This window comes from Paenibacillus sp. FSL H8-0259, from assembly GCF_037963255.1.
GTDB lineage: Bacteria > Bacillota > Bacilli > Paenibacillales > Paenibacillaceae > Paenibacillus_AQ > Paenibacillus_AQ phytohabitans.
This window is the reverse complement of sequence record NZ_CP150147.1, coordinates 3,224,782-3,238,734: the sequence shown is the minus strand read 5'-3', so window position 1 is coordinate 3,238,734 and position 13,953 is coordinate 3,224,782. Positions and strand designations below refer to the sequence as shown.

Here is a 13,953-nt window from a genome sequence, read left to right as displayed (position 1 = left end):
CATTCATCATTTATATTTCCAGGTGAGGAGATATTATATGTCCGACACAGCCGCAACCATCCGGGATGAAATCTTAGGCTCCATTTCAGAGATTTTCGGGGTACACGTTACTAAGGCTACGCAGATTGATCAGGGTTTCCTGAATCTGAAATGGAAGCTTGAAAGTGATCACGGACGTTTATTCGTGAAGCAATACAGCAAGATACGTTACCCGGAGCACCTCACCCACGGACTTGAAATTTCATTGACTCATCAGGATCAGCTGCATTTGCAGGGCATCCCGGTTCCGAAGTTATTTTCACATCAGGGGAAATATGTCTTACGAACGCCTTCGCAGGAACGGTATGTGCTGATGAACCTGTGTGACGGAAGCAGTGTTGAGCCGGGCTCGGCAAGTGAGCCCCAAATGTATGCGCTGGGGAGCGTAGTCGGCCGGATGCATAAGCTGCTGAACACGGACCTGACTCCATTGCCCCTGCACTGGAATATACGGACCCAAGAAGCTATGGTGAAGCACTGGGACAAAAGATACCTTCAGGCCACCACCCTTCATAATGGCGAAACGGTTGCAGCGCTTGAGATTCAGCGGAGAATTATTGATGGAATGGATACCGGTATCTTTGCAGACTGCGAGCGGGGCTGGGGGCACTGGGATTTGTTCGTCGATAATATTCTGTTCAGCGCCGATGAAGTGGCCGCTATCCTTGACTTCGACAGACTGCATTTCGTGTACCCGGAGTTCGATATATCACGCCCCATCCTGTCCTGTACCTTGTCAGGCAGCCAGCTCCGACTGGACCGGGTCCATGCCTTTGTGACCGGCTACCGCGAGCATATCCCATTATCCGTGGACAAATTGATCCGTTCCATTAAATTAACATGGTGGAGGGAAGCCGAATGGATTGCGGTTCCCCAAAAGGATGAATTCACACCGCTCATCCGGTTCCGCCACGAAAATAATTGGGTCGCCGCCAACTGGGACCAACTGGAGGATATTTTCGCCGGAATTTGAGCTGATTCAGTGCTGATACAGCCGGATGCTTGACACCGTCATCACCGCCGGCAGGCTAGCTTCGTCCACCGCCACATTGTCATACCAGCCGCCCACTGCAAGATTAAGCAGCAGATAAAAAGGCTGATCAAAGGGCATCACCCCCGGCTCCAGACTCCGCTTAGCGAAGCACTGCCCGTCGACCAGCCAGCGCATGGAACCGGCTTCCCATTCCAGCGCATACTCCCGGAACTCATTAATCGTTCCGTTCTCCAGCTCATAGGTGAACTCTTCGACGACTTTATGCGCAAGATCAGGTCCATAATGCAGCGTTCCCGCAATCTGCCGGGGCAGGCGTCCCTTCGCCTCCAGCATATCGATCTCCCCGGAGGCGGGCCAGGGCCCGTAAGCCTGATCCTGCGGAAGCAGCCAGATGGCGGGCCAGATTCCCTGCCCCACCGGCAGCTTGGCCCGCACGACCAGCCTGCCGTAGCAGAAAGAGAACTGGTCCCGGGTATCCAGGCGGGCTGAAGTATACGCGAAGCTGCGTCCATCCTGCTCCAAAGTTTCGCGGCGCGCACACAGCTGCAGGCCTTCTTCTCCAATAGACAGATTCCCCGGATTCCCCGTATAAAACTGCTGCTCCCCGTTCCCCCAGCCCGGATACACCGGCTTCCCGTCATTGTCTAATAAGTCGTTGCCCAGGCGGATATTCCAGCTCTGCAAATCCGCATTTCCGCTTAGGAAATCCTGCTCCCATATAAGCTTGTTCATCCTTCGCACACTCCCTTCAGTTAATCACAGCATACTTAATTTCCAGGCCCGGTGGGTGGAATCCAAAAAATTGGGATAGGGTCAATAATCATGGCCTTTTTTCCTCTGCCCTTTTCTCATACGATGAAAGAGGAAGGGGGCACAGCACATGTTCCAATACAGAACGGAACAAATGAAAGCGCTTGTCAGGCAGTGGCAGCTGCAAAGCATGGTAATACCGGGCATTATCTGGATGTTCATCTTTTGTTATATCCCTATGTTTTGGCTGATCATTGCCTTCATGGACTTCAGCATCGCGAAGCCCATGCTGGAGTCGCCGTTTGTCGGGCTGAAGCATTTTCAGGATTTTATGACGGATGACCGGTTTTGGCGCTCGATCCGCAATACCCTCGGGATGAGTACAATTAAGCTCGTACTAGGTTTTCCAATCCCCATTCTATTCGCCCTGCTGCTTAATGAAATCCGGGGTCTGCGGTTTAAGCGCACGGTGCAGACAATCTCGTACCTGCCCCATTTCATCGCCTGGACGATCTTTGGCGGAATCGCACTCAACTGGCTGGGGGAGGGCGGTGTCATTAACCAGCTGATGATGGCGATCGGGTTCCAGGACCGGGAAATCCTGTTTAACAGCGACCCTAAGTACTTCTGGTGGATTACCTTTTTCACCGATACGCTCAAGGAAACCGGCTGGAGCGCCATTATCTACATAGCAGCCATAGCGGGCATTGATCCGGGGCTATATGAAGCAGCCGAGCTGGACGGCGCGAACCGCTGGCAGCGGATGTGGCATATCACGGTACAGAGCATCCGCCCCACGATCGCTATTCTGTTCATTCTTGCGGTCAGCGGAATACTCGGCAGTAATTTCGAGCAGATCTTCATGCTGAAGAACAACATGAACATGAAGATGGCGGAGAGTCTCGACCTCTACATTTACAACATGGGGCTGGTCTCCGGGCGTCACTCCTTCTCCACCGCCGTCCTTTTTGCCCGCTCAATCGTAGCGCTGGGGCTGCTGCTGTTGGCCAATCAGACCTCCAAGAAGCTGACCGGCGACAGTATTTTTTAGAAGAAACGGAATTATGAGCGGCGAAGCCGACTCCACCTGGAAAGGAGACAACAGATTCATGGCAAGACGCGGAAGATTCCGGCGGATTGGCGCTTTTGAGGTCGGCAATACCCTGCTGATGCTGGCGGTCTGCTTTCTGACGCTGTACCCGATGTGGTTTGTACTCGTCAACTCGCTGAATTCACCGGCGCAGGCCTCGCTGGGTACCGTCAACTGGTTTCCCAAAGAGCTCTCGCTGGCCAGCTACAGTGTAGCCTTTAATGATAGAACGCTGATGAACGGCTTCTACATCACAACCATGCGTACGGTGATAGGGACTGTGGTGCATGTGCTGTTCACCGCTATCGTAGCTTACGGAATGAGCAAGTCCAATCTGATGGGCCGCAAGCTGTATCTCAAAATCTCTTTGATTACGATGCTGTTCTCAGGCGGGCTGATTCCCTCCTTCATTCTCATGACGAAGCTGGGCCTGTATGATAGTTTCTGGGTATTCATTATCCCTTCCATGTATACTTTTTTTAATATGGTTATATTTATGAGCTTCTTCCGCACCATTCCAGACAGCCTGGAGGAATCAGCCAAGGTGGACGGGGCTTCGGATTATGGCGTCCTGTTCCGGATTGTCCTGCCCAACAGCATGGCTGTTATTGCCACCATCTCCCTCTTCTCTGCAGTCTATCACTGGAACGACTATTATCAGGGAGTCATCTATATCCATTCCCAGGAGCTCCTGCCGCTGCAGACCATGCTGTACAAAATCATTGCCGAGAACTCCATGTCCTTCATGCAGCAGCAGGCGATGGCGCAATTCGGTGCAAGATTACCCGGCAACTCGATCAAATTCGCCTCCATGATGGTGGCTACGCTGCCTATCCTCATCTTCTACCCTTTCATCCAGCGCTATCTGGTCAAAGGTGTGATGATAGGTGCTATTAAAGGCTAGCCGTAATGAACCATTCTACACACATACAGAAAGGATGATTATGCCTTGAAAAGCAAATCTGTCAAACCATTCTTAGCCATGATTCTGGCCGTAATCCTGACGTTAACCTTGGCCGCTTGCAGCAACAATTCCGCCAATAAGGAAAGCGCACCCACAACTGCGCCGCAGGCTGATACTACAACGGCGCCTCAGGCAGAAGCCACTCAGAATCCTGATGAACCCGCCTGGAAGCTCGATACCAGCCCTATCGATTTAACCTGGTTTGTTGGAGCGAACTGGTATGCACACACCTGGGGCGAGAGCCTGGCTTCCAAATATGTGACGGAGAAAACGGGTGTCAATGTCAAGCTGGAGGTCCCTTCCGGTGAAGCTAACGAGCAAATTACTCTAATGATGACCTCGGGCAAGCTGCCGGATCTCATTTCTATGGGTTCCTGGGAAACCGCTGTCAAAAAGCTGTGGGAAGGCGATCATGTCTATGCCCTCAATGAATTGGCCGATCAGTACGACCCTTACTTCTACAAGGTAGCAGGTGACGGTACGCTGAAGTGGTACCGCCAGGAGAACGGCAACACGTATGGGGTTCCGAATGACTCCTACAGCCCCAACCTGATGCATGAGACCGGCATGACGGCCGCCAATCAGACCTTCCTGGTCCGCAAAGATCTGTACGAGGAAATGGGCAGTCCGGACCTCAGTACCCCGGAGGGCTTCCTTGGTGCGCTGCAGCTGCTGAAGGATAAGTATTCCGAGTATAAGGGTCAGCCTATGAGCCCCTTTTTCGCCCAGGGAAATGTCCCTTACGGGATGACGGAATATCTGCAGAATCTGCTGGCCGTTCCGCATGAGAAAGACGGCAGCGTATATGACCGTGTGACCGACCCGGATTATATCGCCTGGCTCAAAACCTTCCGTACCGCTTACGAGCGCGGACTGATTAACGTGGATTTCCTGGTGGATTCCGATACCCAGGTGGAAGAGAAAACGAACAACGCCCGCTACTTCATGATGATCCGCGAATGGACCGGCATGACCGCTGTCAATCCGATGCTGGCTGCGGGTGCTAATCCGGACTCCAACTACATCGCAGTTGACGGGCCGCAGAACAGCAAAGGCGGCAGCGCCAAGCTGTTCCCCGGCAACATGGACGGCTGGATGGTAACCATGATCAGCAAATCCACAGAGAATCCGGAGCGTGCGATCCGCTTCCTGACCTACCTCGCCAGTGAAGAGGGCCAGCGAGACCTGTTCCTCGGCAAGGAAGGCGAAACCTGGGATACGGTGGACGGCAAACCGCAGCTGAAGACTGAATTCGTTGACATGCTGGGCAGCAATATTGAGAAGCTGGAGAAGGAATACGGCATACTGGATACCTACTGGATGATGCGCAACCCTGTTATCGTCAACCAGTGGAGACCGGAGAAAGCGCCTGTGATCAAGCAGATGGAAGACTTCGCGAACGCACAGGCCGATATCGACAGCGGTATCTATAAAGGACTGGACCCGCTTGGCGATTCGGATGTAGCGGTGGCCTGGGCGCGCATCTCTCAGAACTGGGAAGAAGTACTCCCTGAGCTGATTACGGCCAAGGACGAAGCTGCTTTTGACAAAATCTTCGACAGCTTCCTGTCCCGCCGCGACAGCTACGGCTTCGAGCAGGTGAAGGAATACCGCCAGACGGAGCTGGATGCACGCAAAGCCAAAATGGCGGAATAATGTCTTGAACTATGCCGGCGGCCGGAATGGCGGCCGGTATTCCCTGCTTAGAGGGGTTTCTCCCCTTAAGCCGCAGCGCCTTATTACCTACCAGCCGGTTTGTAATATATGGTATATTACAGGGATGGGAGGTTAACCAGATGAAGTATTTGCTGACTACGATGAGGAAGCTTTACCGGAATTCCCGCATCTCAACCAAGCTGTTTCTGGCCTTCAGCCTCATGATTGCCATACCTGCGATCGTGGTCTCCTTTTTATTCATCCGTACGCAGGAAAGCCAGCTCTACAAGGAAGCTATGGCGGAGGGCAGCAATCATGTCGCACGCCTGAATGAACGGCTGCGCAGCCGGATGGATATTCTTGAGAACGCTTCCTCCACCGCTCTGACCCAGAAGGCATTTGTGGATTTCATTCATACCAATATGCGCGGGGACGGCCTGCGGCTCGTGAAATTCAAGCAAAACCAGTATGAGCAGATGCATAATATCATTCAAAGCCATGAGCTGATAAGTGAGCTAAGCTTCTATGTCGATAACCCGGATGTATACGAAATCTGGCCTGAAATCTATCATTACAGCAAGTTTTGGCCGCAGGATTACTGGATGACGCTCCGGGATGAAGGCGGGGCCGCCTTCCGCTTATCCGCCTTTAAGGATGGCGAGGATACATTATCCTACTACAGGCTGGTGCGGCCTCAGGGCCAGCAGCAGAAGCTCCCCACCATTATGGAAATCCGCGCCAGGCACAGTGTTTTTTTCAGCGATCTGCTTGAAGACACGGGTGGTGATTTCTTCAGTGTTGTAATGGACGGAACAAGTGCTTTCCGGAATGTATACAATCCGGGGCATGAATTCCCGCAGAATGCCGGGGAGAAGCTGGACGGAATCCTTAGCCGGGTTCATGAACAGCTGGATGTGCTGCAGCAGAATAACCCGGTTAAGATTCATTCCGGGGATCAAACCTACTACGCGATGTACCGCTACATCGCTCCTCTGAACGCCTATGTGGTCGATATCGCCTCCCGTCAGGCGCTGATGCAGGGCCCGCGGAACTGGTACCTGATTGTGATCGCCGTCACCTCCTGTGTGCTGCTGCTTATGCTGCTGCTCGTTTCACAGATGACCCGGCGTATATTCCGGCGGCTGGAGAAGGTGCTCGTCTCCATGCGCAAGGTACGCAGGGGGCAACTGGATGCGAAGATTGAAACAGGACTCCGGCATAACGAAACCGGTGACGAAATCGACTACGTGGCCGTCAGCTACAATAATATGCTGGACGAAATCCGGCATCTGATGACACAGGTGGTGGATAAACAACTTATCGCCAAGAACGCGCAGCTCCACTCCCTGCACTCACAGATTAATTCCCATTTCCTGTACAACGCCCTGGAGTCGATCCGGATGCATGCGGAGGTCCAGCAGCAGCCAGCTATTGCTGGTGCACTGGTCTCTTTAGGCTCACTGCTGCGTTATAGCATGCAGTGGCGCAGCGATACGGTTGCCCTCAGTGAAGAGCTTGCCAACATCCACAGCTATATCCGGTTCATCAACTTCATGGAAGGCGGAAGCATTGAATTGTCGGCCGCTCTTCCCCCGGAGGTGCAGCACTATACGATTCCCAAAATGTGCATGCAGCCTATCGTCGAGAATGCCGTGCATCACGCAGCCCCTGCAGGCGGCAGTGTACATATCCAAATTACTGTTAGGGTAGAGAATGACAGCCTGCTGCTGATCGAGGTCCGCGATGACGGCGCAGGCATTGATCCGCAGATGCTGGAGAAGCTGCAGTCTGTGCTGCGGGGCGACTCGGATACGCCGATTATTACCAGCAAGAACGGGCTGGGTCTGGAGAATGTGCATAAGCGCCTGCAGCTGCATTACGGCAAGGGCTGCGGACTTTGGATTGACAGCGTGCAGAGCGCCTATACCTGCGTAACCATACGGCTCCCTTGGGAAAATGTGAATCTTGGAGGATGGTAGCATGATCAATATTCTGGTTGTGGATGATCAAAAGCAGATCCGTGACGGCCTGCAGGCCATGCTGCGCCAATTCCCTCTGCAGCTTGACCATATATACAGCGCTGTAAGCGGGATTGAGGCACTGGAGCTATTGCGTCAGCACAGCATCCAGCTGGTGATTACCGATATCCGGATGCCTGATATGGATGGCTTGGAGCTGATGGCTCAGACCAAAGAGGAACGTATTAAGGTTGATTATCTGATTATTAGCGGCTACAGCGATTTCGCCTATGCCCAGAAGGCCATTGAGCTTGGGGCTAAGGGTTATCTGCTCAAACCTGTGAAACGGGAGGATTTGCAGTCCTCGGTGGAGCATGTCTGGCAGGAAATTCAGACGCGAATGTCGCTCTCGCGTAATCTTGAGCAATTGTCCCGCCGCGCCATGGAGACCGACCGTAAGGAGCTGCGCATGTATATGCAAGGCGCGGCGGGTGATGAAACGTGGATTGACGCGACTGAGCAGCAGAGCGCAGAGCTATGGAGCAGCTACCGGCTCTGCCTGCTGCGCGAGGAGCTGTGGATTAACCAGCCGGGTGCCAGCAGCAGCCATAGCATAGAATCTATTGCTTACCGCGTATATGGCAGACACGGCTGTATCTGTCTTCAGCACCGCCCCCACCTGATCCTGGCGGTTGATGCAGCCGTAGATCCGGGAATCTTCCCTGCCGCACTCCAAACCGAGCAGATGGAGGCCATTACTGCAATGACCAGCCCGCAGCATGGATTAAGGGAGCTTCCGGGCAGCTATACGCTGGTATTGGAGCTGTACCGCCACAGCTTCCTGTTTCCGGATAAGCGCTGTCTCCTGCCTGCGCATATAGAGCGGCTGGCGCAGCAGTGGGAGCTCCCCTATGAGGAGCTGTATGCCCTGTTCCAGTTAACCGGCACCAAGAACAGCGGCAGAATCACCCAAGGGATCTCCAGCCTATTCCACAAGGATGTGCTGCAGCGGTATCACATTCGATATACACAGCAGCTATGCCGGGCCGTAGTCCAGATGATGGAGGAATATGAGCGTGTAATCCGCCCGTACATGGGAGAAGAAGCGCTGGACTTAGACTCTCTGCGCAACCTGTTCGACTATCCGGGCATCCGCGATTATATTCAGGCGCTGCAGCAGCAGCTGCTCCGGCTGAACCAATTTTATTATGAATACAAGTGCAGCTACCGCAACTCTCAGGACTTGAACGAAGCCATCCGTTTCATCCACGAGAATTACCACAAGCCGCTGGATCTCGCGATGGTGTCCAACCATGTGTCGCTGAATTACGCTTATTTCTCCAACCAGTTCAAGAAGAATATCGGCAAAGGCTTCGCCGAATACCTGCGTGATGTGCGTCTGGATAAAGCCCGGCGTCTGCTTGCAGAAACTGACCATAAGATCGTCGAGATTACCTCAATGGTCGGATATGAAAGCTACAAAAGCTTCACACGGGCCTTCCGGGATGTGATGCATATGCAGCCCACGGAATACCGGCAGCTGATCCGCCGCAGGCATGGCAAGGAGGGCGATTACCGGGACAGCGGGCTGCAAATCGAGCAAGACTTCACTAAATAAGTCCACCAATACAGTGTCAGATTTAGACCATCGACAACCACGCTGGCAAAATACTTGCAGAGGGTTTGCCGTGCCACGATTATCGTTATGGTACATGAGCATAGACGGTAGGCGGTAGGCGGCTTAATTGTACTTCGTACAACTAAAATGTCTGATTTGCTACCAGTTATCCGTTTAGCTGTATTTTGTACAATTAAAACCTCCACTTGTCTTGGTTCTCACCTATCCGGGCAGATTTAGTTGTATAGACTACAGTTATAAGAGTCACGCATTCCTTTTCACTGTTTTTAATTGCACGTTATACAGCTATCACTGAATATTCACTTAGAACAGAACTCCATCAATTGCTGCAATGTTGAATACACTCACTTCTTAGGTTCTGAACTGTAGGCGCAATAGCGTCTGCCTATAAAGCAAAAGCCAAAAAATTGGGTCATAACAAAAAGGATTGTCCCTTTAAGCGCGATATTAGATTCGATAGAATAAAGATGTTCTCTCATATGTAAGCGGTTACCTTCACTACCATTTAATTAAAGGAGGGCAAGTATGAAGCGACTTCACCTTAGGGATATCGGATTTAAACAGAAGGTATTATGTTTGTTCCTGAGCTTAGTGATGCTGGCCGGCATCGGCCTGCTGCCTGCTTCGAGAATTCAGACGGCGGAAGCAGCAGGTATCACTGTTAGCTCCATGACCTATTTTTCAGCAGCAGACGGTCCAGTTATCTCCAAATCAGGGGTTGGACAAGCGAGCTTTGGCTTCGTCATGCCAGTGTTCAACGGAGGCTCTGCCACCTGGAATGATGTGTCGGATGATGTAGGCGTCAAAGTCAAAGTAAACGGCAACTGGACAGACATCGACAGCGCAGGCGGCTATGTCTACAACCAGAACTGGGGGCACTGGAGCGACGGCGGGATGAACGGCTACTGGTTCACGCTCTCCGCTACAACCGAAATTCAGCTCTACTCCAAGGCTAATAGCGCGGTCACTCTTAATTACACACTGGCCTTTCAGAACCTGAACACAACAACCATCTCGGCTATGGCGCCTACACAAGGGCCGCAGATTACAGCAGGCTTTACAGGCAGCGCAGGCTTTACCTACCCTACCTTCAATAATGATCCGGCCTTAACTTATGAATCCGTGGCGGATGATCTGAAAGTATACGTGAAGCCTGTTAACAGCAGCACCTGGATTGATATCGATAATAACGCAGCCAGCGGCTGGATCTATGACAGCAACTTTGGCCAGTTCACCGATGGCGGCGGAGGCTATTGGTTCACCGTTACGGAATCCATCAATGTCAAGCTGGCATCCAAGACCTCTTCGGCCAGTCTCATCTATACGATTACCTTCAATCAGCCGGTCCGGAATTCATATGTCCTATCGGCATATGACGGTACGGCTTACACAGCGGATAACAACGGCTCCATCGGCTTCCCTCTCCCAAAAATAGACGGAGGCGCACCGGTTGGCAGCGAGCTTGGCAAATTCGTCTATCAGATCAAAGCGGGCGGCCAGTGGGTGGATCTCAGCGATTCCAGCCAGAGCGGATTCGTCTATGCCGGCAATGGCTATAATAATATGTCCGCTGCCAACCAGTGGGGCTACTGGGCCGATTACATCTATGGCCTGTGGTTCCAGCCGATCCAGGTGAATATGGAAATCCGCATCGGGTATCCGCTGAACGGGCAGCAAGGCGGAAATGTCGGCAGCAATTATGTCTATTACACCTTCACCGGTAATCCCAATGCCCCGCGTCCCGATGAAAGCGACCAGGAAGATATTACGCTGGGAACACCAACAGACCCGGCTGTGGCCGGGATGAACCTCCTCTGGCAGGATGAGTTCAGCGGGACAGCGCTCGACACCGGCAAGTGGAATTATGAACAGGGGTACTATATCACTAATGACCCCAACAGCTGGGGTTGGGGCAATGCGGAGCTGCAGCATTATACCAACAGTACCCAGAATGTATTTGTCCAGAATGGACAGCTGAATATCAAGGCCATTAATGAACCAAAGTCCTTCCCGCAGGACCCGAGCCGGTATGCGCAATATTCCTCCGGCAAAATCAACACCAAGGACCATCTGTCCTTCCAGTACGGCCGGGTGGACATCCGCGCCAAGCTGCCTACAGGCAATGGCATCTGGCCTGCACTGTGGATGCTGCCGGAAGATGCCGCTTACGGGGCATGGGCCGCATCCGGTGAAATCGATATTATGGAAGCCAAGGGACGGCTTCCCGGCACGACCAGCGGCGCCGTACATTTCGGCGGACAATGGCCTGTGAACCGGTATATCGCCGGTGAGTATCACTTCCCTTCGGGGCAGACCTTCGCGAACGATTATCACGTCTATTCCATGGTCTGGGAAGAAGACAATGTGAAATGGTATGTGGACGGCAAATTCTTCTTCAAGGTCAACAGAGAGCAATGGTATTCCGTAGCAGCACCGAACAATCCGAATGCCCCCTTCGACCAGCCCTTCTATCTGATTATGAATCTGGCGGTCGGCGGACATTTTGACGGCGGGCTCTCCCCCGCTCCGTCTGACATCCCGGCAACGATGCAGGTAGATTATGTACGGGTCTACAAGGAAGGCAGCGGCGGCGGGAATCCCGGCAACCCGGGCAACGTTCCGGTTAGCGGTGTCTCCGTAACTCCTTCCACCGCCCAGGTGCAGGCCGGACAGAGCGTCCAGTTAACTGCCAATGTGGCGCCGTCTGGTGCAACTAATAAACAGGTTGTCTGGAGCGTATCGAACAGCAGTACTGCCTCCGTGAACCAGAATGGTCTCGTAACCGGTCTTGCCCCGGGTACAGCAACCGTTACGGCCACAACGGCAGATGGCAACAAAACAGCCACCAGCACGATTACCGTGGTGCCCCAGCCTGCAACTGTAATTGTGATCGGCGATCAGGTGCGCGGCCTGAAGAAAACAGGCAATAACCTGCTGTTCTATGTGAACGAGGCAACCTTCGCCGACCTGCATTACAAAATCAACAACGGCGGACAGCAGAACGTGGCCATGACCTCAACGGGCAACGGCAACTACACCTACGCGGTAAATAACCTTCAGCAGGGTGATACCGTGGAATACTTCTTCACCTACAATCCGGGTCAGGGGGCGCTGGATTCCCCATGGCAGACTTATGTGCATGGGGTGACCCAAGGAACCCCGGAGTAGGAAGAGCATCCTGGCACAGATAAGCGGCTGAACGTATGGCCGCTTCATATGACCGCTAATACAGGGGATGGGGAAGTCTTAGGACTTTCCCATCCCCTGTTCTATTTCACTCAAGGGCCGGTAATGCAGCCCAAATAAATTTTGCGGAAACAAAATGTGACCAAATGCCGTCCTTAAGGGTGTTATAGGTAAAGGAGGGCATAACCTCATGCAGCAACCCATGACCCGGCCGGGCAATCATGTGATACAAAGTTACGAGGTCTACTCAGATATGCTGTTCCGGATTGCCCTGATCCATCTGGGCAGCCGCCAGGATGCCGAAGAAGCCACGCAGGACACCTTCATCAAGCTGATGGAGAAAGCTCCCGCATTTAAGGATGACGAACATCAGAAGGCATGGCTGATCCGGGTAATCACCAATCATTGTAATAATCTGCTGGGCAGAGGCTGGCGCAAGCGCGAAGTCAAGCTGGAGGGTATTGAGCCGGTTGCGGCCGACACCCCCGAGGATATGGCGATCCTGCAGCTTGTGCTGGCGATGCCGGTAAAGTATAAAACGGTGATCCATCTGTATTATTACGAGGATTACCCCATCCAGGAAATCAGCAGGATTCTGCAAATCAGCGAGTCTGCCGTGAAGATGAGACTTCAGCGGGGACGTCAGCTGTTAAAACTGGAGCTGGAAGGAGCGGACCCGAGTGAAGGAAGAAGATTTTCGCACAAACTATAAGAAAGCGGTGAATTCAATGAAATCCAGTGAAACCATGAAACAAGGATTAACCGATAAAATGGAGCAGAAACGCCGTCCGCGTAAAATGGTCTATGTGGCAGCAAGCGTACTGCTCGCCGCCGGAATCGGCTTAGCCGGACCAAGCATTATGCAGCAGCTGAATGGAACGGCCTCCCCGGGTCAAGTGGCTCAGGTAGACCCGGGCACACCTGCTGCGGGTACTTCCGCCAGCATCGTCATTCCCAAGATAGAGCTGCCGGATAAAAGCTCCGGTGTTTCAGCAGATATGATCGCCCTTGTCGTATATAAGGGCAACATCTATACTCAAGCGGCGACCCGTATCGATGCGGCTGATGCTGCAGCACTGCGCGGCGAGAAGCTGGGCCGGACGTCCGGCGGCATTGATGAATGGAGCGGCAAGGATGACTATATCGAGCTGGCCTCCAATATTGGCGAAGCGGATATCTATGCCGTAAAGGGATACGATTCCGGATTCCTGCTGATGTCCTATACGGAGATTGACGGCCAGGTATATGCGGAGCTGTATGAACACACGAATGGTATTACTGTAAGCAGCGGCGCTGATTTGTTCGGCAAGCTGAATCTGGAAGGCCGCATTGCCTCCGCCCAGTGGGAGAGCTTCAGCAGCTGGAATAATGGCCAGCAGCAGTATCTGCCGCTGCCGGAGGGTGTCGCGCTGGATGGCTTCCTGAGCGCACTTAATGCCGCCAAACCACTGGCAGCAGAGCCGCTGACGGAGCAAGGCATCTATGACAGCGAAGACCGCAAGATCATCTACCTTCAGCTGGATGACAAGGCCCGGGTGGAGCTGACCCTGTTCGGCCAGGGACTGGTACGCTACGGCAATGCTCCGGTATTCTTCGAGGTCGAATCCGGCGCTTTCCAGGCGCTGTGGAACAGCATGAATCCTTAAGCTGCTGCTTACGGGCATCAGCCCACTTCCA

At 53.0% G+C, this 13,953-nt stretch carries 10 protein-coding genes; 9 read left to right on the top strand and 1 reads right to left on the bottom strand.

Translation table 11 applies throughout. The features are described 5' to 3' along the window. The first annotated feature begins 37 nt into the window (after nt 1–37). A complete protein-coding gene (locus tag NSU01_RS13400) occupies nt 38–1,012 on the top strand; it encodes a phosphotransferase (RefSeq protein ID WP_076246675.1) in 975 nt (324 codons plus the stop codon). A gap of 6 nt (nt 1,013–1,018) precedes the next feature. On the opposite strand, the gene NSU01_RS13395 is transcribed toward NSU01_RS13400, so the two are convergent. After that, nucleotides 1,019–1,765 carry a glycoside hydrolase family 16 protein gene (locus NSU01_RS13395; protein ID WP_076246678.1) on the bottom strand — a complete coding sequence of 249 codons (747 nt, stop codon included), beginning with the start codon at nt 1,763–1,765 and terminating at the stop codon, nt 1,019–1,021. 148 nt (nt 1,766–1,913) lie between these two features. On the opposite strand from NSU01_RS13395, the gene NSU01_RS13390 reads away from it, so the two are divergent. The 8 genes from NSU01_RS13390 (at nt 1,914) to NSU01_RS13355 (ending at nt 13,922) form a co-directional block, all read left to right on the top strand. Further along, nucleotides 1,914–2,834, top strand: a complete 921-nt coding sequence (locus NSU01_RS13390; protein WP_039297276.1) for an ABC transporter permease subunit — start codon at nt 1,914–1,916, stop codon at nt 2,832–2,834. A 58-nt stretch (nt 2,835–2,892) separates the two neighbouring features. Further along, nucleotides 2,893–3,777, top strand: a complete 885-nt coding sequence (locus NSU01_RS13385; protein ID WP_042242292.1) for a carbohydrate ABC transporter permease — start codon at nt 2,893–2,895, stop codon at nt 3,775–3,777. A gap of 45 nt (nt 3,778–3,822) precedes the next feature. Then, nucleotides 3,823–5,493, top strand: a complete 1,671-nt coding sequence (locus tag NSU01_RS13380) for an extracellular solute-binding protein (RefSeq protein WP_083705667.1) — start codon at nt 3,823–3,825, stop codon at nt 5,491–5,493. A gap of 140 nt (nt 5,494–5,633) precedes the next feature. Beyond that, nucleotides 5,634–7,472, top strand: a complete 1,839-nt coding sequence (locus NSU01_RS13375; RefSeq protein WP_042136062.1) for a histidine kinase — start codon at nt 5,634–5,636, stop codon at nt 7,470–7,472. Between the two features lies 1 nt (nt 7,473). Beyond that, nucleotides 7,474–9,069: a response regulator gene (locus NSU01_RS13370; RefSeq protein ID WP_076246681.1), complete on the top strand. Its 1,596-nt coding sequence runs from the start codon at nt 7,474–7,476 to the stop codon at nt 9,067–9,069. 546 nt (nt 9,070–9,615) lie between these two features. Then, nucleotides 9,616–12,258, top strand: a complete 2,643-nt coding sequence (locus tag NSU01_RS13365) for a family 16 glycosylhydrolase (protein WP_076246684.1) — start codon at nt 9,616–9,618, stop codon at nt 12,256–12,258. 208 nt (nt 12,259–12,466) lie between these two features. After that, nucleotides 12,467–12,988 (top strand): sigma-70 family RNA polymerase sigma factor, encoded by a 522-nt coding sequence (locus NSU01_RS13360; protein WP_076246686.1) that lies wholly within the window; start codon nt 12,467–12,469, stop codon nt 12,986–12,988. Continuing rightward, on the top strand, nt 12,957–13,922 hold the full coding sequence (locus tag NSU01_RS13355; protein WP_076246688.1) for a hypothetical protein: 966 nt from the start codon (nt 12,957–12,959) through the stop codon (nt 13,920–13,922). Before NSU01_RS13360 ends, NSU01_RS13355 begins: the two co-directional genes overlap by 32 nt. The last annotated feature ends 31 nt before the right edge of the window (nt 13,923–13,953 follow it).

Coding starts and splice junctions, on each gene's coding strand:
- NSU01_RS13370 (WP_076246681.1), top strand. CDS start 7,474: ATGATCAATATTCTGGTTGTGGATGATCAAAAGCAGATCCGTGACGGC.
- NSU01_RS13360 (WP_076246686.1), top strand. CDS start 12,467: ATGCAGCAACCCATGACCCGGCCGGGCAATCATGTGATACAAAGTTAC.
- NSU01_RS13390 (WP_039297276.1), top strand. CDS start 1,914: ATGTTCCAATACAGAACGGAACAAATGAAAGCGCTTGTCAGGCAGTGG.
- NSU01_RS13375 (WP_042136062.1), top strand. CDS start 5,634: ATGAAGTATTTGCTGACTACGATGAGGAAGCTTTACCGGAATTCCCGC.
- NSU01_RS13400 (WP_076246675.1), top strand. CDS start 38: ATGTCCGACACAGCCGCAACCATCCGGGATGAAATCTTAGGCTCCATT.
- NSU01_RS13365 (WP_076246684.1), top strand. CDS start 9,616: ATGAAGCGACTTCACCTTAGGGATATCGGATTTAAACAGAAGGTATTA.
- NSU01_RS13395 (WP_076246678.1), bottom strand. CDS start 1,765: ATGAACAAGCTTATATGGGAGCAGGATTTCCTAAGCGGAAATGCGGAT.
- NSU01_RS13385 (WP_042242292.1), top strand. CDS start 2,893: ATGGCAAGACGCGGAAGATTCCGGCGGATTGGCGCTTTTGAGGTCGGC.